This is a genomic window from Enterococcus sp. DIV0546 (genome assembly GCF_051712785.1).
Classification (GTDB): domain Bacteria; phylum Bacillota; class Bacilli; order Lactobacillales; family Enterococcaceae; genus Enterococcus; species Enterococcus faecalis.
Map to the genome: position 1 here is coordinate 220,001 of NZ_JBIOPO010000001.1, position 25,753 is coordinate 245,753.

23 protein-coding genes, 23 tRNA genes and 1 pseudogene (1 of these 47 only partly in view) are annotated in these 25,753 nt (G+C 38.9%); 43 read left to right on the forward strand and 4 right to left on the reverse strand.

Annotated elements, in window-relative coordinates; translation table 11 throughout:
* The 29 genes from IGJ24_RS01055 to IGJ24_RS01195 all read left to right on the forward strand — a co-directional run.
* Nucleotides 1–33, forward strand: a tRNA-Leu gene (locus IGJ24_RS01055); it begins 49 nt to the left of the window's first position.
* A 6-nt stretch (nt 34–39) separates the two neighbouring features.
* A tRNA-Thr gene (locus tag IGJ24_RS01060) sits at nt 40–115 on the forward strand.
* A gap of 4 nt (nt 116–119) precedes the next feature.
* Nucleotides 120–191, forward strand: a tRNA-Gly gene (locus tag IGJ24_RS01065).
* Between the two features lie 15 nt (nt 192–206).
* Nucleotides 207–292 (forward strand) — tRNA-Leu (locus IGJ24_RS01070).
* 14 nt (nt 293–306) lie between these two features.
* Nucleotides 307–380: transfer RNA gene (locus IGJ24_RS01075), tRNA-Arg, on the forward strand.
* 11 nt (nt 381–391) lie between these two features.
* Nucleotides 392–465, forward strand: a tRNA-Pro gene (locus IGJ24_RS01080).
* Between the two features lie 13 nt (nt 466–478).
* A tRNA-Ala gene (locus IGJ24_RS01085) sits at nt 479–551 on the forward strand.
* 23 nt (nt 552–574) lie between these two features.
* Nucleotides 575–648 (forward strand) — tRNA-Met (locus IGJ24_RS01090).
* Nucleotides 649–668: 20 nt separating this feature from the next.
* A tRNA-Ile gene (locus tag IGJ24_RS01095) sits at nt 669–742 on the forward strand.
* 33 nt (nt 743–775) lie between these two features.
* A tRNA-Ser gene (locus tag IGJ24_RS01100) sits at nt 776–865 on the forward strand.
* Nucleotides 866–898: 33 nt separating this feature from the next.
* Nucleotides 899–972: transfer RNA gene (locus IGJ24_RS01105), tRNA-Met, on the forward strand.
* A 38-nt stretch (nt 973–1,010) separates the two neighbouring features.
* Nucleotides 1,011–1,087, forward strand: a tRNA-Asp gene (locus IGJ24_RS01110).
* A gap of 1 nt (nt 1,088) precedes the next feature.
* Nucleotides 1,089–1,159, forward strand: a tRNA-Gly gene (locus IGJ24_RS01115).
* Nucleotides 1,160–1,168: 9 nt separating this feature from the next.
* Nucleotides 1,169–1,242, forward strand: a tRNA-Ile gene (locus IGJ24_RS01120).
* A gap of 14 nt (nt 1,243–1,256) precedes the next feature.
* Nucleotides 1,257–1,328: transfer RNA gene (locus IGJ24_RS01125), tRNA-Glu, on the forward strand.
* A gap of 12 nt (nt 1,329–1,340) precedes the next feature.
* Nucleotides 1,341–1,430, forward strand: a tRNA-Ser gene (locus tag IGJ24_RS01130).
* 33 nt (nt 1,431–1,463) lie between these two features.
* Nucleotides 1,464–1,537 (forward strand) — tRNA-Met (locus tag IGJ24_RS01135).
* A 48-nt stretch (nt 1,538–1,585) separates the two neighbouring features.
* Nucleotides 1,586–1,659 (forward strand) — tRNA-Asp (locus IGJ24_RS01140).
* Nucleotides 1,660–1,664: 5 nt separating this feature from the next.
* A tRNA-Phe gene (locus IGJ24_RS01145) sits at nt 1,665–1,737 on the forward strand.
* Nucleotides 1,738–1,751: 14 nt separating this feature from the next.
* Nucleotides 1,752–1,822, forward strand: a tRNA-Gly gene (locus IGJ24_RS01150).
* Between the two features lie 13 nt (nt 1,823–1,835).
* Nucleotides 1,836–1,909: transfer RNA gene (locus IGJ24_RS01155), tRNA-Ile, on the forward strand.
* 10 nt (nt 1,910–1,919) lie between these two features.
* A tRNA-Ser gene (locus IGJ24_RS01160) sits at nt 1,920–2,007 on the forward strand.
* A gap of 15 nt (nt 2,008–2,022) precedes the next feature.
* Nucleotides 2,023–2,094 (forward strand) — tRNA-Glu (locus IGJ24_RS01165).
* A 242-nt stretch (nt 2,095–2,336) separates the two neighbouring features.
* Entirely contained in the window at nt 2,337–3,179 is an 843-nt protein-coding gene (gene licT / locus IGJ24_RS01170; protein WP_002355181.1) for a BglG family transcription antiterminator LicT, read from the forward strand.
* A 73-nt stretch (nt 3,180–3,252) separates the two neighbouring features.
* Complete coding sequence (locus IGJ24_RS01175; RefSeq protein WP_002358327.1) at nt 3,253–5,151, forward strand: beta-glucoside-specific PTS transporter subunit IIABC; 1,899 nt, start codon at nt 3,253–3,255, stop codon at nt 5,149–5,151.
* Nucleotides 5,152–5,174: 23 nt separating this feature from the next.
* A complete protein-coding gene (locus IGJ24_RS01180; protein ID WP_129193872.1) occupies nt 5,175–6,605 on the forward strand; it encodes a 6-phospho-beta-glucosidase in 1,431 nt (476 codons plus the stop codon).
* A gap of 122 nt (nt 6,606–6,727) precedes the next feature.
* Complete coding sequence (locus tag IGJ24_RS01185; protein WP_194178197.1) at nt 6,728–8,194, forward strand: glycoside hydrolase family 1 protein; 1,467 nt, start codon at nt 6,728–6,730, stop codon at nt 8,192–8,194.
* Between the two features lie 20 nt (nt 8,195–8,214).
* The gene (locus IGJ24_RS01190) at nt 8,215–9,033 is read left to right on the forward strand and encodes a histidine phosphatase family protein (RefSeq protein WP_002358330.1); all 819 of its coding nucleotides are present in this window, start codon (nt 8,215–8,217) and stop codon (nt 9,031–9,033) included.
* A 137-nt stretch (nt 9,034–9,170) separates the two neighbouring features.
* The gene (locus IGJ24_RS01195) at nt 9,171–9,914 is read left to right on the forward strand and encodes an alpha/beta hydrolase (RefSeq protein WP_010816987.1); all 744 of its coding nucleotides are present in this window, start codon (nt 9,171–9,173) and stop codon (nt 9,912–9,914) included.
* Between the two features lie 17 nt (nt 9,915–9,931).
* On the opposite strand, the gene IGJ24_RS01200 is transcribed toward IGJ24_RS01195, so the two are convergent.
* Complete coding sequence (locus tag IGJ24_RS01200; protein WP_289865914.1) at nt 9,932–10,525, reverse strand: bifunctional transcriptional activator/DNA repair enzyme AdaA; 594 nt, start codon at nt 10,523–10,525, stop codon at nt 9,932–9,934.
* 110 nt (nt 10,526–10,635) lie between these two features.
* Here IGJ24_RS01200 and IGJ24_RS01205 point away from each other — a divergent pair, with 110 nt between their 5' ends.
* The 5 genes from IGJ24_RS01205 to IGJ24_RS01225 all read left to right on the forward strand — a co-directional run bounded on the left by IGJ24_RS01205 (nt 10,636) and on the right by IGJ24_RS01225 (nt 13,860).
* A complete protein-coding gene (locus IGJ24_RS01205; RefSeq protein WP_002387648.1) occupies nt 10,636–11,127 on the forward strand; it encodes a methylated-DNA--[protein]-cysteine S-methyltransferase in 492 nt (163 codons plus the stop codon).
* Between the two features lie 12 nt (nt 11,128–11,139).
* A complete protein-coding gene (locus IGJ24_RS01210) occupies nt 11,140–11,652 on the forward strand; it encodes a DNA-3-methyladenine glycosylase I (protein ID WP_002355189.1) in 513 nt (170 codons plus the stop codon).
* Nucleotides 11,653–11,664: 12 nt separating this feature from the next.
* Entirely contained in the window at nt 11,665–12,339 is a 675-nt protein-coding gene (locus IGJ24_RS01215; protein WP_002355190.1) for an HD domain-containing protein, read from the forward strand.
* A 142-nt stretch (nt 12,340–12,481) separates the two neighbouring features.
* A complete protein-coding gene (locus IGJ24_RS01220; protein ID WP_002355191.1) occupies nt 12,482–13,417 on the forward strand; it encodes a cation diffusion facilitator family transporter in 936 nt (311 codons plus the stop codon).
* A gap of 29 nt (nt 13,418–13,446) precedes the next feature.
* Entirely contained in the window at nt 13,447–13,860 is a 414-nt protein-coding gene (locus IGJ24_RS01225) for a DUF4809 family protein (RefSeq protein WP_002355192.1), read from the forward strand.
* Between the two features lie 98 nt (nt 13,861–13,958).
* Here the strand turns inward: IGJ24_RS01225 and fabI are convergent, their stop codons facing one another.
* Nucleotides 13,959–14,711 carry an enoyl-ACP reductase FabI gene (gene fabI, locus IGJ24_RS01230; protein WP_002358338.1) on the reverse strand — a complete coding sequence of 251 codons (753 nt, stop codon included), beginning with the start codon at nt 14,709–14,711 and terminating at the stop codon, nt 13,959–13,961.
* A gap of 297 nt (nt 14,712–15,008) precedes the next feature.
* Between fabI and fabF the strand changes: the two genes are divergently transcribed.
* The 5 genes and pseudogenes from fabF (at nt 15,009) to IGJ24_RS01255 (ending at nt 20,208) form a co-directional block, all read left to right on the forward strand.
* Nucleotides 15,009–16,247, forward strand: coding sequence for a beta-ketoacyl-ACP synthase II (gene fabF / locus IGJ24_RS01235; protein ID WP_002358339.1), 1,239 nt, complete (start codon nt 15,009–15,011; stop codon nt 16,245–16,247).
* 1 nt (nt 16,248) lies between these two features.
* Nucleotides 16,249–16,683, forward strand: coding sequence for a 3-hydroxyacyl-ACP dehydratase FabZ (fabZ, locus tag IGJ24_RS01240; protein WP_002355197.1), 435 nt, complete (start codon nt 16,249–16,251; stop codon nt 16,681–16,683).
* Nucleotides 16,684–16,767: 84 nt separating this feature from the next.
* Nucleotides 16,768–18,170: pseudogene (locus IGJ24_RS01245) on the forward strand (IS3 family transposase).
* A 120-nt stretch (nt 18,171–18,290) separates the two neighbouring features.
* The gene (locus tag IGJ24_RS01250) at nt 18,291–19,181 is read left to right on the forward strand and encodes a hypothetical protein (RefSeq protein WP_002361140.1); all 891 of its coding nucleotides are present in this window, start codon (nt 18,291–18,293) and stop codon (nt 19,179–19,181) included.
* 58 nt (nt 19,182–19,239) lie between these two features.
* Nucleotides 19,240–20,208, forward strand: a complete 969-nt coding sequence (locus IGJ24_RS01255; protein ID WP_002386045.1) for a dihydroorotate oxidase — start codon at nt 19,240–19,242, stop codon at nt 20,206–20,208.
* A gap of 38 nt (nt 20,209–20,246) precedes the next feature.
* Here the strand turns inward: IGJ24_RS01255 and IGJ24_RS01260 are convergent, their stop codons facing one another.
* Nucleotides 20,247–20,894: a FusB/FusC family EF-G-binding protein gene (locus IGJ24_RS01260; RefSeq protein WP_002355200.1), complete on the reverse strand. Its 648-nt coding sequence runs from the start codon at nt 20,892–20,894 to the stop codon at nt 20,247–20,249.
* A 353-nt stretch (nt 20,895–21,247) separates the two neighbouring features.
* Between IGJ24_RS01260 and efp the strand changes: the two genes are divergently transcribed.
* The 4 genes from efp to IGJ24_RS01280 all read left to right on the forward strand — a co-directional run bounded on the left by efp (nt 21,248) and on the right by IGJ24_RS01280 (nt 24,271).
* Nucleotides 21,248–21,808 carry an elongation factor P gene (gene efp, locus IGJ24_RS01265; RefSeq protein WP_002355202.1) on the forward strand — a complete coding sequence of 187 codons (561 nt, stop codon included), beginning with the start codon at nt 21,248–21,250 and terminating at the stop codon, nt 21,806–21,808.
* A 168-nt stretch (nt 21,809–21,976) separates the two neighbouring features.
* On the forward strand, nt 21,977–22,114 hold the full coding sequence (locus IGJ24_RS01270) for a hypothetical protein (RefSeq protein ID WP_002355203.1): 138 nt from the start codon (nt 21,977–21,979) through the stop codon (nt 22,112–22,114).
* 89 nt (nt 22,115–22,203) lie between these two features.
* Nucleotides 22,204–23,121, forward strand: coding sequence for a PLP-dependent cysteine synthase family protein (locus IGJ24_RS01275; protein WP_002361143.1), 918 nt, complete (start codon nt 22,204–22,206; stop codon nt 23,119–23,121).
* A gap of 13 nt (nt 23,122–23,134) precedes the next feature.
* Nucleotides 23,135–24,271 carry a cystathionine gamma-synthase gene (locus IGJ24_RS01280; protein ID WP_174090873.1) on the forward strand — a complete coding sequence of 379 codons (1,137 nt, stop codon included), beginning with the start codon at nt 23,135–23,137 and terminating at the stop codon, nt 24,269–24,271.
* Between the two features lie 36 nt (nt 24,272–24,307).
* Here the strand turns inward: IGJ24_RS01280 and genA are convergent, their stop codons facing one another.
* On the reverse strand, nt 24,308–25,738 hold the full coding sequence (gene genA / locus IGJ24_RS01285; protein WP_002355206.1) for a 6-phospho-beta-glucosidase GenA: 1,431 nt from the start codon (nt 25,736–25,738) through the stop codon (nt 24,308–24,310).
* Nucleotides 25,739–25,753 lie beyond the last annotated feature (15 nt).

Genomic DNA, 25,753 nt, shown 5'->3' on the forward strand with positions numbered 1-25,753 from the left:
CAAGGCGTGGGGGTTCAAGTCCCTTCACCCGCATATTTAGCCGGCTTAGCTCAGTTGGTAGAGCATCTGATTTGTAATCAGAGGGTCGAGGGTTCAAGTCCTTTAGCCGGCACCATTTTGCGGAAATAGCTCAGTGGTAGAGCACCACCTTGCCAAGGTGGGGGTCGCGGGTTCGAACCCCGTTTTCCGCTTAGCCAATTCATTACGCCGGGGTGGCGGAACTGGCAGACGCACAGGACTTAAAATCCTGCGGTGAGTGATCACCGTACCGGTTCGATTCCGGTCCTCGGCATTGTTTTATATTTAGCACCCATAGCTCAACTGGATAGAGTGTTTGACTACGAATCAAAAGGTTAGGGGTTCGACTCCCTTTGGGTGCATTAGTTATATACGGGAAGTAGCTCAGCTTGGTAGAGCACTTGGTTTGGGACCAAGGGGTCGCAGGTTCGAATCCTGTCTTCCCGATAATAATTTTCATGGGGCCTTAGCTCAGCTGGGAGAGCGCCTGCTTTGCACGCAGGAGGTCAGCGGTTCGATCCCGCTAGGCTCCATTCTTATTTTAATATAAGAGTTTCGCGGTGTAGCTCAGCTGGCTAGAGCGTCCGGTTCATACCCGGGAGGTCGGGGGTTCGATCCCCTCCGCCGCGATTATACATTTGGAAGAGCCTGGACCTTTAGCTCAGTTGGTTAGAGCAGACGGCTCATAACCGTCCGGTCGTAGGTTCGAGTCCTACAAGGTCCATTGTGACGTTGTTTATAGTTTTATTTTTATCATGGAGGATTACCCAAGTCCGGCTGAAGGGAACGGTCTTGAAAACCGTCAGGCGGGTAAAACCGTGCAAGGGTTCGAATCCCTTATCCTCCTTTCTTAGGAATTAAGTTTCCTTGGTCTAATTATCGCGGGGTGGAGCAGTCAGGTAGCTCGTCGGGCTCATAACCCGAAGGTCGTAGGTTCAAATCCTGCCCCCGCAATTGCTTTTGAATTCAAAAGCACATAAAAAGAAAAGTATGGTTTGGTAGTTCAGCTGGTTAGAATGCCTGCCTGTCACGCAGGAGGTCGCGGGTTCGAGTCCCGTCCAGACCGCCATGCGGGTGTAGTTTAGTGGTAAAACCACAGCCTTCCAAGCTGTTGTCGCGAGTTCGATTCTCGTCACCCGCTTTTCTTTTTGGGCCTATAGCTCAGCTGGTTAGAGCGCACGCCTGATAAGCGTGAGGTCGATGGTTCGAGTCCATTTAGGCCCATAATTTTATAAAATGGCCCGTTGGTCAAGCGGTTAAGACACCGCCCTTTCACGGCGGTAACACGGGTTCGAGTCCCGTACGGGTCATAGTTTTGTTACGGAGGATTACCCAAGTCCGGCTGAAGGGAACGGTCTTGAAAACCGTCAGGCGGGTAAAACCGTGCAAGGGTTCGAATCCCTTATCCTCCTTTCTTAGGAATTAAATTTCCTTAGTCTAATTATCGCGGGGTGGAGCAGTCAGGTAGCTCGTCGGGCTCATAACCCGAAGGTCGTAGGTTCAAATCCTGCCCCCGCAATTGCTTTTATTTTTTAAAGCATACATTTGCATAAAGCAAAAACGAATTGGTTTGGTAGTTCAGCTGGTTAGAATGCCTGCCTGTCACGCAGGAGGTCGCGGGTTCGAGTCCCGTCCAGACCGTTTTTGGCTCGGTAGCTCAGTTGGTAGAGCAATGGATTGAAGCTCCATGTGTCGGCAGTTCGATTCTGTCCCGCGCCATCCAAGAAAAATTTGCGGGTGTAGTTTAGTGGTAAAACCACAGCCTTCCAAGCTGTTGTCGCGAGTTCGATTCTCGTCACCCGCTTTTTTCTTATTTGGGGCCTATAGCTCAGCTGGTTAGAGCGCACGCCTGATAAGCGTGAGGTCGATGGTTCGAGTCCATTTAGGCCCATTTATTTCTTGGGGAAGTACTCAAGTGGCTGAAGAGGCGCCCCTGCTAAGGGTGTAGGTCGGGAAACCGGCGCGAGGGTTCAAATCCCTCCTTCTCCGTTTTTTCTTTTTAATGGCCCGTTGGTCAAGCGGTTAAGACACCGCCCTTTCACGGCGGTAACACGGGTTCGAGTCCCGTACGGGTCATAGTGAAGCATACAAACATTGTTTGTATGCTTTTTTTATTTTTATTACAAAAAAATGTCGTTGAAAGCGTTGACATTTGTTGTAAATATGTTATTCTTTGGATGTAGGGATAAGTAAATAGATGGATAGTGATTGTTTAAAGACAAGCTAAACCTAATTTTTTCATGAAGCGACATATGTGTCGTTCTTTTTGAAGAAATTGGGTTTTTCTTTTTTCAACGAAACACAAAGGAGGTGGGGCATTGATTATTCACAAAATTTTAAACAATAATGTGGTTATTACATTAGATGATGATAAACGAGAGCAAATTGTTATGGGCAAAGGAATTGCTTTTAAGAAACGCATTGGTGATTGGGTTCCTGATGAAAGTATCGATCAAGTTTTTTATTTAGCCAATCAAGAAACATCACTTAAGTTTCAAGAATTGTTAGGAAATATTCCTTTAGAGATGATGAAACTCTCGGATGACATTATTGTTTATGCAAAATCAACGTTGAAAAAGAGTTTGAATGATACCATTTATATTTCTCTGACGGATCATTTGTACACAGCTTTAGAAAGAAAAAAACAAGGAATTGCAATTAAGAATTTATTATTATGGGATATTAAACGTTTTTTTCCTGAAGAGTACGAAGTAGGAGTAAATGCTTTAAAAATGGTACAAAAGCGCGTAGGAATGGAATTGTCAACGGATGAGGCAGGTTTTATCGCATTGCACTTGGTGAATGCGGAGATGGAGGAAGAAGTCGGTAATATTTATGAATTGACAAAGTTGATGCAAGAGATTACAAATATCGTCAAATACTATTTTAAGGTAAGTTTTGATGAAGACTCTGTCTACTTTTATCGATTTAGCACACATTTAAAATTTTTCTGTTATCGCTTATTACACCAACGTGAAGTTGTCGAAAATGATGATGAAGAACTGTATGCGGTAATTAAAAAGAAATATCTCAACGCCTATCGTTGCGTGGAAAAGATCAGCTTGTATTTAAATGAGAACTATGACTATCAAGTTTCAAATGAAGAACGCTTGTACCTAACGATTCACATTGCACGAATTGTACAAACAACGGAACAATAAACGCACCACTTTGGATAGTGACATTCAGTTGGCTAAACCTTCAAATGAAAATAAATTTTTGGAGGAAAAAAAGATGGGAAAATATCATGAACTAGCAGAAAAAATTGTAAAAAATGTCGGTGGGCAAGAGAATATTAATAGTTTGACACATTGTATCACACGTCTTCGCTTCAAATTAAAAGATGAGAGTCAAGCGAATGATGATGTCTTAAAAAATATGGACGGTGTGGTAACTGTTATGAAAAGCGGTGGACAATACCAAGTCGTTATTGGGAACCATGTTCCAGCCGTTTACGAAGAAGTAGTTAGTATTGCAGGCTTGTCAGGAGAACGTGAAGAAGAAGCTTCCAGTGGGAATTTATTTGATCGCTTAATAGATATTTTAAGTGGTTGTTTCCAACCCTTTTTAGGGGCGTTAGCAGCGGCTGGGATGGTCAAAGGGTTAAATGCCTTATTGGTTTTCTTAAAGCTCTATACGGCTACGTCAGGGACTTATACCATGTTAAATGGGATTGGCGATGCAATTTTCTACTTTATGCCAGTTATTTTAGGTTATACAGCAGCTAAAAAATTCCGGTTGCATCCGATGGTAGGGATCGTGATTGGCGCAGCTTTATGTTACCCAACGATTCAAGGAAGTGCATTACAAACGGCCTTTGAAACAACAGCGGGTGCCGGAGCCGCAGCACCGTATAATTTATTCGGCTTACCTGCCTATAATACATTTATGGGGATCCCTTGGGTCGGTGCGAACTATACAAGTAGTGTCGTACCAATCATCTTCATTATTGCTTTTGCGGCACAAGTTCAAAAAGTGTTTAAACGGATTATTCCAGAAGTTGTTCAAACGTTCTTAGTACCGTTTTTCGTCTTGTTGATTGCCTTACCAATTGGTTTCTTAGTAATTGGGCCAATCGTTAGCATGCTAACAGATTTATTAAGCGCTGGCTTTACAGCATTAATGAGTTTCTCACCAGCTTTGTATGGTTTGATTCTTGGTTTCTTCTGGCAAGTCTTAGTTATTTTTGGTTTACATTGGAGCGTTGTGCCATTAGCTATTATGCAAGTGACACAAGAAGGTTCAAGCCAAGTATTAACGGGATCATTTGCAGCTAGTTTTGCGCAAACAGCGGTTGTTTTAGCGATGTTCTTCAAATTGAAAGATAAAAAGTTAAAAGCTTTGTGTCCGCCAGCAATTATCTCTGGTATTTTTGGTGTAACAGAGCCAGCAATTTATGGAATCACTTTACCAAAAAAATGGCCATTTATTTATTCAATGATTGGTGGCGCTGTCGGTGGTTTATATTTGATGATCAACAATGTGACAGCTTATACAATGGGTGGTTTAGGAATTTTTGGTGTGCTAAACTTTATCAATGGTGATGATGCAAGTGGGATGATCCAGTCCTTTATTGCAATTGCCATTGCAGCGGTCGTTGGTTTTGGTCTAACATTCTTCTTCTGGAAAGACAATACAGTTGAGGAAGAAGAAGTGATTATTGATAAAACAACGATTAAAAAAGAAAATATTACAAGTCCAGTCAAAGGACGAGTGTTATCTTTAAAAAATGCAGAGGATCCTGCTTTTGCAAATGGAGCTTTAGGAAATGGGGTCGTGATTGAACCAACGGAAGGTAAAGTGGTTGCACCCTTTGATGGAACGATTGTCACACTATTCCCAACAAAACACGCATTAGGTTTGATTTCAGATAACGGCACAGAATTATTGATTCATATTGGGATTGATACAGTTCAATTAGAAGGCGAAGGCTTTGAAGCTTTTGTAAAACAAGGTGACCGCGTGAAAAAAGGTCAAACATTAGTAACCTTTGATTTAGAAGGAATTAAAAAAGCTGGGTTTAGTACACAAATTCCAATCGTTGTGACGAATACAGCGGATTATTTAGATATTTTGGAAGTCGGCAGTAATGAAGTTTCAACAAGCGATGATTTGCTGACCGCTTTAATATAAAAAGATGTGGAGGAAGAGAATTTATGGCATTTAGAAAAGACTTTTTATGGGGTGGCGCAACAGCAGCCAATCAATGTGAAGGTGGCTATAACGAAGGCGGACGCGGTTTGGCAAACGTCGACTTAGCGCCAACTGGTCCAGATCGTTTTCCAGTAATCACTGGTGAAAAGAAAATGTTTAACTTTGATGAGGAACATTTCTATCCTGCACAAGAGGCGATTGATATGTATCATCGCTATAAAGAAGATATCGCCTTGTTTGGTGAAATGGGTTTTAAAACATACCGTTTATCCATTGCTTGGAGTCGAATTTTTCCAATGGGAGATGAAACAGAGCCGAATGAAGAAGGCTTGAAGTTCTATGAAGACTTATTCAAAGAATGTCATAAATATGGGATTGAGCCACTAGTAACGATTACACACTTTGACTGTCCAATGCACTTAGTGGAAGAATATGGCGCTTGGCGTAGTCGTAAGTTAGTAGGTTTCTATGAAAATCTTTGCCGTGTAATTTTCAACCGATATAAAGGATTAGTCAAGTATTGGTTAACATTTAACGAAATTAATATGATTTTACATGCACCATTTATGGGAGCAGGTCTATACTTTGAAGAAGGCGAAAACAAAGAACAAGTGAAATACCAAGCGGCCCATCATGAACTACTAGCAAGTGCAATTGCGACAAAAATTGCTCATGAGGTAGATCCTGAAAACCAAGTAGGTTGTATGTTAGCGGCTGGTTCCAACTACGCTTATACTTGCAAACCAGAAGATGTTTTCGCTGCTCGACAAGCAGATCGTGAAAATTATTTCTTTATTGATGTCCAATCACGCGGGGAATACCCTGCGTATGCTTTAAAAGAAATGGCCCGTAAAGGTATTCAAATTGAAATGGAAGAAGGCGACGAAGAATTTTTAAAAGAACATACGGTGGACTTCATTTCGTTCTCTTATTATTCTTCTCGTGTCACATCAACAGATCCAGAAATTAATGAACAAACAGCTGGTAACATCTTTGCCTCTGTGAAAAATCCTTATTTAAAAGCCAGTGAATGGGGTTGGCAAATTGATCCGCTTGGTTTGAGAATTACGATGAATGACTTATATGATCGTTATCAAAAACCACTATTCATTGTTGAAAATGGCTTAGGAGCGGTAGACACACCAGACGAAAATGGTTATGTAGTCGATGATTATCGTATCGATTATTTGGCGGCGCATATTCAAGCGATGAAAGATGCCGTTGAACAAGATGGTGTCGACTTGTTAGGCTATACGACTTGGGGCTGTATTGATTTAGTATCAGCTGGAACAGGTGAAATGAAAAAACGCTATGGCTTTATCTATGTGGATCGCGATAACGAAGGAAATGGTACGTTAAAACGAAGCAAGAAGAAATCGTTTGATTGGTACAAAAAAGTAATCGCAACAAATGGTGAAGATTTAAGTAATTAATAAAATTAGCAACTATTAAAGGGCGTTTGACGTTGGTAGAAAAAACAAGGACTCTTCTGCCAGCGTCAATTCCCTTGATGGTTTCTTTGTTATGCCTAAAAACAGAGGGAAAGAGGGATTTTATGGGATTTCCAGAAAATTTTTTATGGGGCGGCGCAACAGCTGCTAACCAATATGAAGGTGGCTATCTTTCAGGAGGCAAAGGTCTGAGTACATTAGATGCAATTACTGGTGGTAGTCAAACAGAACCGCGACGGATTACGTATTTAACTAAAGAAGGCCAAAAAGCTTCGTGTACGCGCGATCAAGCATTACCCGAAGGAGCGATTGGCTATATCGATGAAGAGTTATACTATCCTAGTCATGTAGCGACGGACTTTTACCATCATTACGAAGAAGATATCGCCTTATTTGCAGAAATGGGTTTCAAATGTTTTCGGCTGTCTATCGCCTGGAGCCGGATTTGCCCAAATGGAACAAAAGAGATTAATGAAGAAGGCTTAGCCTTTTATGATAAAGTTTTTGATACTTTGCTGCGCCATGGAATTGAGCCCGTTGTGACGATTAACCATTTTGATATTCCGATGTATTTGGCCGATGAATATGATGGTTGGAAAAATCGTGAAGTGATTGATTTCTTTGTTTTCTTTTGCGAAACCATTTTTACACGTTATCAGGATAAAGTGAAGTATTGGATGACTTTTAATGAAATTAATTTTTTAAGAAGTTGGACGCAAATTGGGATTCACAATAATGATAAACAAAGTAAATATCAAGCAGCGCATCATCTATTTGTAGCAAGTGCGAAAGCAGTTGAATTAGGACATTCCATCAATCCAGATTTCCAAATTGGTATGATGGTGGCTTATATTCCAAGTTATCCTTTGTCCTGCAAACCTGAGGACGTGATAGCAGCTGTTCAATTTAACCGAGAGCAAGAATTTTATATGGATGTCCAGGCTAAGGGCTATTATCCAGCGCATAAGCTCAAAGAATTTGAGCGTGAAGGAATGACAATTCAAATGGAGTCAGATGATTTAGCGATTATTCAAAAAGGAACAGTTGATTATATCGGGTTTAGTTATTATATGTCGACTGTTTCGACTGCTTATCCCGAAGAAGTAAAATATGTCGGAGGCAACCAAATGCCTGCGGTTAAAAATCCTTATTTGCAAGAATCTGAATGGGGCTGGGCTGTCGATCCTTTAGGGTTAAGAATTTCATTGTGTCAGTTGTCAGATCGTTACAATATGCCATTGTTTGTGGTTGAAAACGGGTTTGGCGCGGTGGATACATTGCAAGAGGATGGCTCGATTGTCGACGATTACCGCATTGATTATTTTAAACAACATATTGAAGCCATGAGAACCGCAATAGAAGAAGACGGGGTTAACTTAATTGGTTATACGCCATGGGGTTGTATTGACTTAGTTTCAGCAGGGACTGGCGAAATGAAAAAACGTTACGGCTTTATCTATGTAGACATGGATGACCAAGGTCAGGGAACCTTGAAACGAACTAAGAAAAAATCATTTAATTGGTACAAACAAGTTATCGCTAGTAATGGTGAAAACTTAACAACAGAGTAGAAGATGAGGGGAAATAAAAAATGAAAAAACGATTGACGATTGTGGGGATGCTTTTTCTGGCCATTTTAGTAATGGTTGGTTGTGGTAAAAATCAGCAAGCAACGACAAAAGAAAAAGAGACAAAACCTGAAGAACTAACTCTTTACATTGTGCGCCACGGAAAAACCATGTTAAATACGACGGACCGCGTACAAGGATGGTCAGATGCGGTCCTAACACCAGAAGGTGAAAAAGTTGTGACAGCAACTGGGATTGGACTGAAAGATGTTGCCTTTCAAAATGCATATAGTAGTGATAGTGGCCGCGCCTTGCAAACTGCTCAACTTATTTTAGATCAAAATAAAGCAGGCAAAGACCTTGAAGTCGTGCGTGACCCAGATTTACGTGAATTTAATTTTGGTAGCTATGAAGGTGATTTAAACAAGACAATGTGGCAGGATATTGCTGATGATCAAGGTGTTTCCTTAGAAGAATTTATGAAAAACATGACTCCTGAATCCTTTGCCAACAGTGTAGCTAAACTGGATCAACAGCGCGAGGAAAGCAAGAATAACTGGCCTGCAGAAGACTATGCTACAATTACCAAACGTTTGAAAAAAGGCTTAGATAAAATTGTTGCCACAGAATCAGCCAATCCCGGGAATGGCAATGTTTTAGTGGTCTCTCATGGCTTGAGTATTTCAGCGTTGTTAGCAACTTTATTTGATGATTTTAAAGTCCCAGAAGGCGGTTTGAAGAATGCTAGTGTCACAACAATTCATTACAAAAATGGCGAATATACTTTGGATAAAGTCAATGATGTCAGCTACTTAGAAGCAGGCGAAAAAGAATCAAAATAATCTAAGGAATCGAGAAACGGTCTAGTTAGGAGTTGGTGGAGCAAGAAAAGGGTTGCTCCATCAACTCCTATTGTTGTGTTCTTTTTTTATTAAAGGTAGAATCAGAAAGAAGAATTTTTTCATTGGGAGGTAATGAGATGAAAAATAGAACAAAATCACGTTGGAAAAAAATTGTCCTAGGAATCGGGCTTTTTTTAGCGGTATTAGTCATCGGTCTGACTATTTTTATTAAAAATAGTACGTATCAAGCAACCGATTCGGCCTTAAAAATAAGTCAAAGTGCCACGCAAGAAAAAAACTATGATTATTACACAAACGGGCAAAAAAATGATACAGCACTGATTTTTTATCCAGGTGCATTGGTTGTGCCCGCTAGTTATAGTGAATGGGCGCAAGAAGTTGCTACGAAAGGTTACGATGTCTATGTTGTTCATTTTCCTTTGAATTTAGCGGTTCTTGCACCAAATGCTGCAGAACAAATTATAAAGGATCATCCACAACAAAACTTCGTTTTGGCTGGGCATTCTCTGGGTGGTGTGATGGCTAGTCGTTTTGTAGCGGAAAATGAGCAACGAATCAAAGGCATGATTTATTTAGCCAGCTATCCTGACGAAAAAGGTGCACTAAACAAGCAAAATCTGCCGGTTCTGTCAATAACAGCCACAAACGATGGTGTTTTAAATTGGACTAGCTATCAAAAAGCCAAACAGTTTTTGCCAAAAGATACGCAGTATGTATCTATCGAAGGTGGGAATCATGCAGGGTTTGGTAATTACGGTGTCCAAAAAGGAGACAACAAAGCGACAATTTCTAACGAGCAACAGCAAACAGAAATCAGTCAGTTGATTGTAGCATGGCTACAATCACGCCCCAATAAATAATCCGATGAGCCGAAATGTTATTTTTTCGGCTCATTTTTACTGCGATAAACAGAGGGGGTTACGCCTGTTTCTTTTTTAAAAGTGGTGGCAAAATATGCTGCGGTTTGGAAGCCAACTTTTTTCGCGATTTGTTGAATCGTAAGGGGTGAATGGAGAAGCAATTCTTTGGCTTGCCTAATTCGGACACTTGTTAAATAAGCTAACGGGGTTTGTTTCGTCTGTTCCTTAAAGGTTCGCTGCAAATGAAAGGGACTACCGTGGCAGGCTTGCGCTAAATAGTCTAAACTTAATGGTTCCGCTGAATGCCGATCAATAAATTGCTTAATTTGAGCAACCCATTCCTCGTTAGGAACGACTTGCCCGGTTGGTTGACATCTTTTACATGGACGAAAACCAAGTGTTAAAGCTTCCTGAGCCGTTTTGAAAATCAGAACGTGGTTCTTATTGGGCACACGGGAAGGGCACGAAGGACGACAAAAAATTTTAGTTGTGGTCACACCATAAAAAAAATCACCATCAAATTGCGTATTATTATTTTGAATGGCTTCCCAACGTTTCTGAGTAAGTCGATACGTTATTTTCATTGTAAGCACACCTCCCATTTTCTTCATTGTAAAAGAATCCCTAATAAAAACAAGTAAAAAGTGATGGGAGCGCAAGATTTTGAAAGCCAAAAGAATTATAATGAAGATAAGAAAATACGAGAAAGAAGTGTAGAAATATGGCAAAAAAAATTTATTATGCGCAACAAGAATGGCAGAACGATCACTATTATCTTGGTGTGACAGATGCTGGACTAGCTTTTGTAGGTTCAGCCAATCAATCGATAGAAGAGCTGAAAAACTGGTACCCTCAAGCACAATTAGAAGCTTCTGAAAAGAAAACTGCGCCTTATAAAGAAGCACTAATAAGTTATCTTAACCAACACTCGACAACGTTTGCTTGCCCCATAGACATCGAAGGAACGCCCTTTCAAAAAGAAGTTTGGCAAGCGTTGCAAGAAATCCCTTATGGTGTGACAATGACCTATCAGGAAATTTCAGAAAAAATTGGGCGTCCACGTGCGGTTCGAGCAGTTGGCACAGCGATTGGGAAAAATCCTTTATTAATGGTCATTCCTTGCCATCGAGTCATCGGCAGCAAGGGACAATTAACCGGTTACCGTGGTGGTTTAGCAATGAAACAAGCATTATTAACATTTGAACAGTCTTAAAAGGAGGCGGCGATGAACAACTATCAATGGTATACAGAACAATGGGGAAAACCTACAAGAGAGGATGATTTGCTGTTTTTATTGTTGACGGTGGGTGTTTTTCAAGTTGGTTTAAGTTGGAAAGCAGCAGCAGGGAAAAAAGTAGCATTCATGAAAAATTTTTGCCAAATGAAGCCGGAAAAAGTTGCCGCGCTGTTGCCTGACGAAGTCGATCGAATAGTAGCTGATCCAGATATGATTCGCAATCGGCGCAAAATTGAAGCAACCATTAAAAATGCGCAAGCAATTTTAAAAGTACAAGAAGAATTTGGCAGTTTTGCCAATTATCTATGGCAATTTGTAAAAAACGTCCCCGTTTTATCTATTTATGAAGAAGCATACCAAGTCCCACGCACACAGCTTTTATCAGATAACGTAGCAAAAGACTTAAAAAAAAGAGGATTTTCTTTTGTAGGTCCGATTGTCACCAATATGTTTCTGAAAGCTAGCGGGATTATCCAAGTGGAAATTTTAAATCCAGAATAAAGGAGTGTTAGGATGTTTGAAAATGAATCTCTTAGTTTTGAAGAACAAACAATTATTCAAGCAGCAGAGCGTTATGTTCAACAAGAATTAGCCAACGAAGCAAGTGGCCATGACTGGTGGCATATTTATCGGGTGACACAATTAGCAAAAACAATTGCAGAGAAAGAACAAGCAAATTTATTTTTATGTATATTAACAGCATTGTTACATGATATTGGCGATGAAAAATTTAACGAAAGTGAAGAGGCTGGCTTACTAAAGGTGCAACAATGGTTGGAAGCAAATAACGTATCAACAGAGCAAACGAATCACATCCTTTCCATTATTGCTAATATGTCCTTTAAAGGAGGAAATACTGGGAAAACAGTTACTACATTAGAAGGAAAAGTGGTCCAGGATGCGGATCGATTAGATGCCATCGGTGCGATTGGAATTGCACGGGTGATGGCTTATTCGGGAAATAAAGGCCGTTTAATTCACGATCCTCACAAACAACCTCGTGAACAGTTAACCCAAGAAGAATACCGGAATGGGGAAGATACTGCTATTATGCATTTTTACGAGAAACTTTTAAAGTTAAAGGAACAAATGAATACAAATTATGGTCGCTTATTGGCGGAAAAGCGTCATCAATTTATGGAACTTTATCTGGAGGAATTTTATCAAGAGTGGGATGGACACCGATAAATGAGGGCCAACTAAAACAGTCAGTACATTTCTTTTTGAATTTTAAGAGAACTCTTTTTTACAAATACCTCAGAAGTGGTAAAATGATGGATGAATAAACGGGTGGTTTATCTTAGTTTTACGTTACATATAGGAGGTAATTATGGAGACAAAAAAATCGAGTGGCATGTTTGCAGTTATTGCCGCACTGATTGCGAATATTTTAGTAGCGATTAGTAAATTTGTTGGTTTTGCTTTAAGTGGTAGTACCGCTATGATGAATGAAAGTATCCACAGTGTCGTGGACTGTAGTAATCAGGTGTTATTACTTTTTGGGAATAAGCGCGCTTCTCGTGGGCAAAGTGCGTTACATCAATTTGGAGAAGGCCGTGCAAAATACTTTTTTAGTACAATTGTTGCAACGATGCTCTTTTTTGGTGGGGGCGCGTTAGGCGTAATGGAGGCTATTCAGAAGTTACTGCATCCCTCTCATGAAGTAGAAAATGTGGCTATTGTCATTGGTATTTTAATTTTTGGTTTGCTTGTGGAAGGTAGCTCTTTGCGTGTAGCGATGAAAGAAATCAAAGAATTGAATACAGAGAAGTTATCGCTCTTAAAATTTTTGCGAGAAAGTCGTCACAGTGAAATTTTAATTATTTTTACGGAAGACTTTTGTGCGGTTATTGGTTTGTGTTTAGCTTTGGTGGGAACCCTTTTAACAATGGTAACTGGGATTGCTGCATTTGATGCTATCAGTGGTTTACTGATTGGTTTACTATTAATGTGTGCAGCCATTTTCTTAGCGAAAGAATTTTATAGTTTGATTATAGGAGAAAGTGTGACCGCTACAGATTTAGCAAAAATTAAAACCGCATTTGATCGGGCGGATGTTGAAAAACTAATTGATGTAAAAACCGTTCATTTAGGCCCAACTGAAATTTTAGTAGCGGCAAAAATTGATGTGGTAGAACCAATGGAAGAAGATGCACCTGATGTTGTGAATGCGATTGAACGAGACATTCGCAGTAAAATGCCTGATAAAAAAATCTATATCTATATTGAAGTTGACGATTATGATGTGAATTACGTTCGTAAATAACAAATGAAAGAATAATTTTAAAAAATAATATGGGGGAAGAAACGATGCAAGAGGCAATTATAACAAGTACAGTAGATTTAACCAGTGGTGGTTGCAACGCCTGTGGTTTAGTGGAAGATACCGTCTACACATTAGCAATGAATGGAGTGGACATTCCGTTAGATGGCTTGACAGTTGCTCATCTAGTTTCTGCTGTTGTTGCCAGAAATGGATTTAAACAGGAGCTACAAATGGATATGCTAGATGACGAATATATCCTTTATCGAAAAGAAGACACAGCAGTAACCTTTAAAGAAGCGTACAATCATTTAAGCTACGATAACGGTTCTGAAAAAATCCAATCTAAAAATAAACTGGAAGATTTACCAGAACTTTTTGAACAAGTCAATCAAATTCTAACAACTGTTTTTGGAATTGAAACTGTCAATTTTATTATAGAATAAAGTAAAAAATAGAACAGAAATTGGACAATCAATGAGTGAAAGAGATTGTCCAATCTCTGTTTTTTAATGTATAAATAGAAAATAAAGACAAAAAATGATTAAGTTAAGTGAACGCCTTTATCGACATAAATGATGTCACCGACCACACCACTAGCTAGTTCACTGACTAAAAAGGCACAAGTGTTTCCGACTTCTTCAATGGTTACACCTGTTTTATCTGGTGTCCGCTCATTAGAAATACTAATCAATTGATCGTAGTCTTTTACACCAGTCACAGCCAATGTTTTAATCGCTCCTGCGGAGATTCCGTTGACACGAATTTTATCTGCAGCTAATTCAAAAGCTAAATATTTCACGGCAGTTTCTAAAGATGCTTTAGCAATCCCCATCATATTATAGTTAGGAATCGCACGTTCGGAACCTAAATACGTCAATGTGACAATTCCTGAACCAGGATTTAACAAAGGTTTCGCATAATGAGTGACTGCTAAAAGAGAGTAGCTACTAATATCTTGTGCTAATAGGAAACCATCACGAGTGATGTCACTAACATTTCCAGACAATTCTTCTTTTTTGGCAAAAGCAATCGCATGGACTAGTCCATCGATCGTGCCCACTTCATTTTTAATTGTTTCAAAGGCTGCTTGAATGGACGCATCAGAAGCAACATCGCACTCCACCAACAAATCATTTTCATCTGCTAATTTAACCACTTGCTTTTTCATGCGTTCGTTTTGATACGTATAAATAACATTGGCCCCTTGATCTTTTAATGCTTTTGCACAGCCCCAAGCAATACTTTTTTTGTTGGCAACACCCATTACGACGACATTCTTATTTTGTAAAAACATATAAAATCTCCTTTAATAAAAAATTTTTGTTGATAGAATAGGCTTTTCTTCATCAAAATGTAAAAGTTACATTTATTGAGTTGACGAATAAAATTTCAACTGGTATTATCTGTGTGAGAATGATAACAAAATCTTCTCAATTTTCTAATCTTGAAAAAAACAGACATTTTTCCTGATGTCTGAATTATTAACCAAAATACTTTGAAAGTCAAACTATTTTTCTTATTTTTTAAGAAAAAGTGCTGGAAACCGCATGAAATAATAGTTTGATAATCAAAATAAACTCGGAGGTACAGTATGAAAAGAGTGGTCATAACCGGCATGGGTGCCGTAACACCATTAGGCAATACCGTAAAAGAATTTTGGCATAATCTAGTGGATGGCAAGCTAGGAATTGGCAAAATTACTAAATTTGATTCTGAAGATACTGGGGTGGCTTTGGCTGGTGAAGTGAAAGAGTTTGACCCAAGTGCTGTTTTAGAACGCAAAGAGCAAAAAAGAATGGACTTATTTTCTCAATATGGCTTGGTCGCTGCTTTAGAAGCGTGGGAAATGAGTGGTTTAACAGAAGCAACGATTGACCCGACTCGTTTAGGTGTGATTGTCGGTAGTGGGATTGGCGGGATGACTACCTTACAAGACCAAGTACGGGTAATGGATAAAAAAGGCGCAAAACGCGTAACACCATTTTTCGTGCCCATGGTAATTGCTAATATGGCAGCGGGAAATATTTCGATTCGTCTAGGTGCAAAAGGACCTTCTCAAACTATCGTGACTGCTTGTGCTTCTGCGACGAATGCGATTGGTGAAGCTTTTCGCACGATTAAATATGGTTTAGCGGACATGATGGTAACTGGGGGGACAGAAGCCACAGTATGTGAAATTGGGATTGCAGGCTTTGCAGCATTGAATGCTTTAAATACAACAGAAGATGCGACTCGGGCTTCGATTCCTTTTGATAAAGAACGAAAAGGTTTTGTGATGGGTGAAGGCGCAGGAATGCTGGTTTTAGAAGAACTCGAGCATGCACAGAAACGTGGCGCAACTATCTACGGCGAAATTGTTGGATATGGCAGCAACTGTGATGCTAGCCACATGACCGCTCCTTTAAAAGACGGTAGTGGCGCGGCAGCTGCGATGGAAATGGCGATTGCAGAAGCAGGGATTACACCGGAACAAATTGGGTATATCAATGCTCATGGTACGTCAACCCCAGCGAATGACGCTGCGGAAACAACGGCCATCAAACGTGTCTTTGGTGAGCGAGCATCGCAAATTCCAATTTCAAGTACAAAGAGTATGACTGGACATTTATTGGGCGCGGCTGGCGGTATCGAAGCGATCGCTTGTGTGCAAACATTGCAAGAAGGAAAAGCTCATCCGACAGTAGGCTACCAAGTTGCTGATCCAGATTGTGATTTAGATTATGTCACAGAAGGTGCACGTGACATTACAGCGGACTATACAATTAGTAATTCGTTTGGCTTTGGTGGCCATAATGGTGTAATTTGCTTGAAGAAATGGGAGGAAAACTAGTATGAAAAAAGTAATGACTGCAACAGAAATTATGGAAATGATTCCTAATCGCTATCCGATTTGTTATATTGATTATGTGGATGAAATTATTCCAAATGAAAAGATTATTGCAACAAAAAATGTGACAATTAACGAAGAATTTTTCCAAGGACATTTCCCTGGAAATCCAACAATGCCAGGCGTTTTGATTATTGAAGCATTGGCACAAGTAGGTTCGATTTTAATCTTAAAAATGGATCAATTTGAAGGTGAAACAGCCTATATTGGCGGTATCAACAAAGCCAAATTCCGTCAAAAAGTGGTCCCTGGTGATGTCTTGAAATTACATTTTGAAATCGTCAAATTACGTGACTTTGTCGGCATCGGCAAAGCGACTGCTTACGTGGAAGATAAAAAGGTCTGCGAATGTGAATTGACGTTTATTGTGGGACGATAAAAAGATAATTAGAAAGAGCAAGCGGTGAATGAGCCGACCCCCAAAAGTTAGACCTAGAAATCTAACTTTTGGAGGTTTTTTTGTATGGCAAAATACAGTTTTGAATTTAAACTTAAACTTGTTCATGACTACTTATCTGGTCAAGGAGGTCTAAGGTTTCTCGCAAAGAAGTATGGGTTTAAAGATAGTTCTCAAATAAGCAAATGGATAAATGCCTATAAAGAACTTGGTGAAGAAGGCCTACTTCGCAGTCGAAAAAATAAGAATTACTCTGTTCAATTTAAGCTAGATGCGTTAGAGTTATATTTAACAACAGAGTTGTCCTATCAAGAAGTAGCTAATCTTCTAAAAATGAACAATCCATCATTGATTGCGAATTGGCTTAGAACGTATCAGAAGTTTGGTATAGAGGGACTCTCTAAACAGAAAGGACGTCCACCTACCATGTCTAAAAAGAAACGAAATGAACCCCAATCACTACCAAGTGAACGATCTCAAGTAGAGAAACTAGAAAAAGAAAATAGAATGTTAAAAATTGAGAATGCCTATTTAAAAGAATTGAGGAGACTGCGTTTAGAGGACGAACAAAAAATGAACGAATCGCACGAATCATTCACAGTCTCCGAAGACACTTTCGATTAAAAGATATTTTGGAAACCCTAAGGTTTCCAAAATCTACTTACATGTACTGGCAAAAACGCCTCGACAGAACAGCTTCAACACAAATCATTGAAGAAGAAATTCAAGCGATTCGTAAAAAACATCAACATTATGGCTATAGAAGGATGACCCAAGAATTGAAACGACGTGGATTTCAAGTGAATAAAAAGAAAGTCCAGCGATTAATACAAAAGTTAAAGTTACAAGTCAAAGCTTTTACTAAGAAATCCAGAAAATATAATTCCTATAAAGGAACCGTTGGTAAAATCGCTAAAAATTTGATTCGTCGCCGATTTAAAACTTCTGTTCCTCATCAAAAAATTACAACTGATACAACTGAATTTAAGTACTTTGAAGCAGATAACGCAGGCATCTTTCGTCAGAAAAAACTATACTTAGATCCATTTATGGATATGTATAATAGTGAAATTCTAAGCTATAGCCTTTCTACTCAACCAAATGGTAAAACAGTTATGGGAGGTCTGAAAGAAGCAATTTCTCAAACAAATGATTGTCCCTATCGGCGCACCTTTCACTCTGATCAAGGCTGGGCTTATCAAATGAATGTCTATATACAAACATTAAAGGACAACAATATCTTTCAAAGTATGTCTCGAAAAGGAACCTGTTTAGATAATTCTCCTATGGAGAATTTCTTCAGTATCCTAAAACAAGAAGTGTACTATGGAAAAATCTATCAAAGTCAAAATGAATTGAGAGAAGCAATTGAGAACTACATTTATTATTACAATCATCACCGAATCAAGGAAAAACTTAACTGGAAAAGCCCAGTAGAATTTCGACAATTCAATCAAAAAACTGCATAAAAAATAGAGTGGAAAAATCCACTCTATAAAAGTCTAACTTTTTGGGGTCACTACAGAAGGCTTGCTCTTTTTTTGTTCTGGTATGATAAAATTAATAAAAAAAGGTGCTGGAGGTAAATTATGTTGAAAAACTTACAACCTCAATTTTTTAAACAAACAGTTATCTATGGTTTGTTATTTGTCTTTTGGGGAACGCTTAACTATTTTTTTGAGAGTATTCCTAAAGGACTAAATCGTATAGTTTTCGGTATTTTGTCGTTTACTTATATTTTTTTGTATATGAAAAATAGAAAGAGTGTTTCAGGGAATAAAGGGGACTTGGCAATATGGATTTTAATTATTTCGGGATTTTTTGCATTGGTAGATGTTACTTATTATTTAAATATACGCGGCAAAATTACGCTATATTTCAGCTTAGTTTATATTTTATCAATAATTCTAATATTTATAGTATATGAACTAAAAAGTGACCCTAAGATTAAATTGAAAAATATTCTAAAAATAAGTGCTGTTGTGTATAGTTTAGGTTTTTTTGATAGAGATTGGTGGACTGTAATACCATTATTTACTGCTTTTGTTTTGTTATTTTACTCTAAAGAAGGAATAGATTACTTTGCTCAAGAAGAACTTACTGAAATAAAAATACCAAATTTTTTACAAAAAAAATGGAGAAGGACAAAATTTTTAATAGTCATATGGTCGGTAATGCTTTATAGTTCATTTGTTATTTCAGATATTTTAGAATCTTGTGGCTGGATTAATAAAATTAGTTTATATTTTTTTCCAGAAGACTCGCTAGAATTTTACAGAATCTGGTTTAGTAAAGGGTTAATACGTTTATGTATCTTAGGAATAATATATATTTTAGGAAAAAAATATCTGTTGAAATTTAAACCTGTAAACACATTAATAGAACTTTATAAAGAAGTGGCTAGAACAAATGAAACAGAGTTTAAAAGAAATACAAAAAAACACCAAATACAAAAAAATGCTCGTCGCAAATATAAATAACACTAACGCAAAAAAACATGCTATAATCATAAAAAGCTTACGTGAAGGTGGTAAGCTTATGAGTAAAACAATTTACAGGAGGGTTTTTCTTTTGGATATTTCAGTAGAGTTTTCGGGACATAAATTGGCGAATGTGTTAATGAACGCATCAGGCATCCATTGTATGACAATTAAGGAAATGGATGAGTTAGCGGCTTCTCAAGCAGGTGCTTTTGTCGCTAAGACGGCAACACCTAATCCTCGTCAGGGCAATGAGGAACCACGGTATTTTGATACACCATTAGGAAGTATTAACTCAATGGGCTTGCCTAATTTAGGGATTGATTATTATTTAGATTATCAGATTGCACGTCAAAAGGAATTTCCTGAGGAGTTACGCTTTTTATCTGTATCTGGTATGAATTATGAGGAAAATATCGCTATTTTAAAAAAAGTGCAAGAAAGTGAATACACAGGAGTGACAGAATTTAATTTGTCTTGTCCCAATTTGCCTGGTAAACCGCAAATTGCTTATGATTTTGAATTAACAGAAAAGCTTTTAACAGAAGTTTTCCAATTTTTTACTAAACCATTAGGTGTAAAATTACCCCCATTTTTTGATATTGCACATTTTGACGCAATGGCTGAAATTTTAAATAAATTCCCTTTAGTATACGTGAATAGTATTAATAGCATCGGTAATGGTTTATATATTGACAGTGACAAGGAAGAAGTGGTCATTAAACCAAAAGGAGGCTTCGGTGGACTGGGCGGCGAATATGTCAAACCGACAGCGTTAGCCAATGTTCGTGCGTTTGCGCAACGTTTGAAACCAGAAATCAAAATTATTGGAACGGGCGGTATTACATGTGGAAAAGATGTTTTTGAGCATCTTTTATGTGGTGCGACATTAGTACAAGTCGGCACACAATTGCATCAAGAAGGTCCACAAGTTTTTGAACGTCTAGCCAAAGAATTACAAGAAATCATGGCAGCAAAAGGTTATGAAAGTATTGAAGAATTTCGTGGGAAATTGAAAGAGATGTAACAAAAAAACCGTCAAGAAATTTTCTTGACGGTTTTTTGTTATTTCACAGCCTTAACATTTTCCATAAAGGCTTCCAAATATTCAGGTTGTGTTAATTGTTGGTTACAGGTGTCGCTATCATGGCAAATGTAATTGCCTTTTTTCGTGTAGGTTCCGTCGCCGCCTGATTTGGTGGTAGCTAGGAACATAGACACATTCGTGATTGTTTGACAGATGGAGCAAACACCTTTAACAATGGTGGGTGAAAGGGTGCCGTGGACGCCGATTAATTTATTTTCTCGATAAGCTAAGATAAATTTTTTCTGAGTCCCAGCGTCGTTCCAACCGACATAGGTATTGTTCCGTAAATCCATGTTTTCCCACTCAGGAATCTTTAACTTTTTCACTTTGCGAAAGACTTTCGTGACTTGTGGTGTTGAAGGTTCTTTAAAGGGCAACACGGTTTCTTTTAATTCGTCTAAATATTTTTCAGCACGCGCGCGTGTTAAACGACGATCCATCACTTTGTCCAACAAAATCGTAACAGCAGGGTGTTCTTCTGGAAATAACCCATTGATTTTTTCGGCACATAAGGCCTGGACAGTTTTGACAGTCGTAGCATCGTTAACAGACGTATAGGTATTTAGTAACACAGCGACTTGTTCTTTAATTATGTTAAATTGGTAAGGTTGAATAGTTGGGTTCATGATTTTAAATTCCTTTCAAATAGACCGAGTACATACGCTGAAAGGCAATTTGTCTCACCAACGTATGTTTAGTGACAGACAACCTCATGTGTTTTTGATAAAGATAGCGTTTGACGTATCATATCATCACCCCCTTTAATGATTGATTTTTTCTATGTAAAAAGTGAAAATAATTGATGAAAGCTTGGTAATTCTAACGCAATTCAAGAAAAAAGGCAAGTTAAACTCGTTTTATTTCCCAATTCATGTCTGGGGAGTGATAAACTTCTAAAAAAGATACGTGATTTCCTAGATTAATCCTAGGTTATTTGCTACAATAATGAAGAATTAACCAGAGAAAAGGAGAAATTACAATGATTGCAGCAAGCGATTTAAAAGCCGGTATGACTTTTGAGCAAGACGGCAAATTAATTAAAGTAATGGAAGCTAGCCACCACAAACCAGGTAAAGGTAACACAGTTATGCGTATGAAATTAAAAGATGTTCGTACGGGTTCTACAACAGATACAACAATGCGCCCAGATGAAAAAGTGAAAAAAGCGCACATCGATACAAAACCGGTTCAATATTTATACAGCCAAGATGATATGGCTATTTTCATGGATTTAGAAACATATGAACAATATGAAGTACCAACTGCTTTAATTGAAGAAGAATTAAAATATTTATTAGAAAATATGGAAGTAAAAATTCAATTTTATGGTGAAGAAGTCATTGGTTTAACTTTACCAACAACGGTAATCTTACGTGTTGCTGAAACACAACCTTCAATCAAAGGCGCAACAGTAACTGGTTCTGGTAAACCCGCTACAATGGAAACAGGATTAGTTGTTAACGTTCCAGATTTTGTTGAAGCAGACGAATTATTAGAAATCAATACTGCGGAAGGTACGTATTTAAAACGTGCTAAATAAGTAGCAGAAAAACAGAAGGCTAGCCTTCTGTTTTTTTTGGTCTATTAATTCTTTTACCTATAAGAAAACCATTGGTGTGATAGGAAATAGCAATCGTTAGAATCGTTGACACTAGAAAATGGGAAATGGTATAGTTTGGTCAACACATGACGAAGGAGGAAATCAACCATGACGAAAAAACAAGCTAGCCCTTTTTTAGAAACGGAAAGCTGTTGTTGTATGGTGCAAAATAGTGCAGCATACTCTTTTGTGATGGGGAAAACCTCCGTTATTTCTGAAAAATTGCCTAACACGATTCCTCTCTGAATCTAGACAACCAGAAATAAACAAAAAAGGTGCTGATGCGATCAGCACCTTTTTGTTTTATGTACATGTATTAGAAGGAGGAATTCGCTATGATTGTTCAGTCAATTTTAGACACAATCGGAGCAACACCATTATTTGAATTTACAAGTGAACAATATCCTATGCCAGAAGGCACTAAAATTTATGCGAAACTAGAATATTTGAATCCAGGTGGCAGTGTCAAAGATCGGCTTGGTGTGCATCTTCTCAAAGAGGCAATGAAAACGGGAAAGATAAATCAAGCCACAACAATTATTGAACCGACAGCTGGGAATACAGGGATTGGACTTGCATTAGCTGCCAGTCAACTGGGCCTCAAGACAATCTTTGTTGTGCCAGAAAAATTTAGTCAGGAAAAACAACAGCTGATGCAAGCGTTAGGTGCTAAAATTGTCCCTTCGCCAACAGAGCAAGGGATTGTCGGAGCGATAACTAGTGCCCAAGACTTAGCCAAGGAAATTCCTAATAGTTACGTGCCGTTACAATTTGAAAATCCGGATAATCCTGCTGCTTACTACGAAGGATTAGGACCTGAAATTGTTCAAGACCTAGGCGGGAAGATTACTAGCTTTGTCGCAGGTTTAGGCAGTGGTGGAACGTTTGCAGGTGTTGGCAGATATCTCAAAGAACAAAATAGTAAGACGCAATTATGGGGCGTGGAGCCAGAAGGTTCGATTTTAAATGGCGGACCTGCACACGGACATGAAATCGAAGGCATTGGTGTGGAGTTCGTGCCGCCTTTTCTTAAACAGATTCCTGTGGACGGCTTTTATACCATTTCAGACGAGGATGGTTTTTTCTGGGTCAAACAATTAGCCAAGAAAAGCGCTTTGTTGGTGGGAAGCTCCAGCGGCGCAGCATTTGCGGCGGCATTAAGAGAGGCGCGCCGCTTACCAGCAGGCAGCACAATTGTAACTATTTTTCCTGACGGTAGTGACCGTTATTTATCAAAAAATATTTATTCTTAGGAGGAAACCTTTTATGAAATTCAATACCAAATTAATTCATGGCGGCATTAGCAAAGACACAACAACAGGTGCAGTGAGTGTTCCTATTTATCAAACGTCAACCTTTGAACAAAATGGCGTGGGCCAGCCAAAAGAATATGAATATTCTCGTTCAGGTAATCCCACACGTCACGCGTTAGAAACCTTAATTGCTGAGTTAGAAGGTGGGAACCATGGCTTTGCGTTTAGTTCAGGCTTAGCTGGTATTCATGCAATCATTTCTATGTTTGGACCCGAAGATCATATTTTATTAGGTGACGATGTCTATGGGGGCAGTTTCCGTTTATTGGATAAAGTATTTGTAGCAAATGGGTTAAGCTACACGATTGTAAACGCCAGCGACTTATCAACAATTGAAGCCGCAATTCAGCCAAATACAAAAGCCTTGTTTTTGGAAACACCAAGTAATCCACTGTTAAAAATTACAGATATTGAAGCGGCAGCTAAGCTTGCTAAAAAACATCAGTTGTTAACTATTGTCGATAATACATTTGCGACGCCTTATTTTCAACGGCCGTTAGCGTTAGGTGCTGATATTGTGGTTCACAGCGGGACAAAATATTTAGGGGGCCATAGTGATGTAGTCTCTGGTTTAGTCGTAACGAATCATCCAGAAAGCGCAGAAAAGATTGCCTTTTTACAAAATGCGATTGGTGCTGTTTTAGGACCACATGATAGTTGGCTGGTCCAACGTAGTTTAAAAACATTAGGCGTCCGGATGGCAGCGCATGCCCAAAATGCTCAAAAAATCGCAGAATTTTTAGAAGCGCATCCAGCGGTAGCAACGGTGTATTATCCAGGACTAGCGAGTCATCCTGGTCACGAAATTGCACAAAAACAGATGTCGGGGTTTAGTGGTATGATTTCTTTTGAATTAGCCAAGGATGAGCAAGTCGTTCCTTTCGTAGAAGCGTTGGAAATTTTTACTTTAGCGGAAAGTTTAGGTGGCGTAGAAAGTTTAATTGAAGTACCTGCCATTATGACTCACGCATCTATTCCCAAAGAAAATCGTGAAGCTGTGGGAATTAAAGATGGACTCATTCGTTTATCTGTAGGAATTGAAGCAGTCGAAGATTTGTTGGCTGATTTAGAAAAGGGATTACAAGCATAAACAAAAGGCCCTCGTCTTTAGACGAAGGCCTTTTGTTTATAATTCTTCACCATTCGTAGCAATCACTTGTTGATACCAAGCAAACGATTTTTTCTTTCGCCGTTCCAACGTTCCGTGACCATCGTTGTCCTTATCTACATAAATGAAGCCATACCGTTTCTTCATTTCGCCTGTACTAGCACTCACTAAATCGATGAATCCCCAAGGTGTGTAGCCCATCAAATCAATGCCGTCATACGCAACGGCTTCTTTCATCATCTCAATATGTTCACGTAAATAAGCGATTCGGTAAGTGTCGTTAATCGTTCCGTCTGGTTCTAACTCATCAATAGCACCAAAGCCATTTTCGACAATAAAAAGTGGTAATTCATACCGATCATTGAACCAATTCATTGCATAGCGCAAGCCCATAGGATCGATTTGCCAGCCCCAATCAGATGTTGCTACATAAGGATTTCGCACCAAGTCTTTTGCTTCATTGTAGTCAAAAGTAGGGGCCTTTTCTGCACCTTTCACAGCAAACGACATGTAATAGCTAAAGCCAATATAATCAACACAGCCATTAGCCAAATCAGTTAAATCTTCTTCTGTGACATCTAATGAAATGTTTTTTCGTTTCAAATAGCATTGAATTGCACTTGGATAATGACCGCGGACATGAACATCGGTAAACCAATAACGTTTTTGCATTGCGCTAACACTCATCATCATATCCTCAGGATTACAAGAATAAGGATAAATAGGCACCATCGCAATCATACAGCCAATTTGGAAGTCGGGATTGATAGCGTGGCCAATTTTCACTGCACGTGCGCTAGCGACTAGTTCATAATGAGCAGCCTGATACATAATTGCTTCGCGGTCTTCTCCTTCCTGGTAAGCAATACCAGAGTTAGTAAAAGGTGCAAAATCTTCTTCATAATTGGCTTGGTTGTTAATTTCGTTAAAGGTCATCCAATATTTGACTTTTTTCTGGTAACGAGTGAAACAGACTTCAGCAAATTTGACAAAAAAATCAATGACCTGGCGATTGCGAAAGCCGCCATATTTTGTGACTAAATGATAAGGCATTTCAAAGTGAGACAGTGTCACGACTGGCTCAATGCCATTTTTCAAACACTCGTCAAAAAGTGCATCATAAAAACGAAGGCCTTCTTCATTGGGCGTTTCTTCATCTCCGTTAGGAAAAATTCGTGTCCAAGCAATAGAGGTTCGGAAACAATTTAAACCAAGTTCTTTGAATAGTTGAATATCTTCTTGATAGCGATGGTAAAAATCAATCGCTTCATGGTTAGGATAGTGTTCATCTGGTAAAACGCCTGCGGTAATTTTACGAGGGACGCCATGTGCACCGGCAGTCATTACATCCGCCACGCTCACCCCTTTACCGCCTTGGTCCCAGCCTCCTTCTAATTGATGAGCAGCAACAGCGCCGCCCCAAAGAAAATCATTTTTCAAAATTGACATATCGTTTCAGTCCTT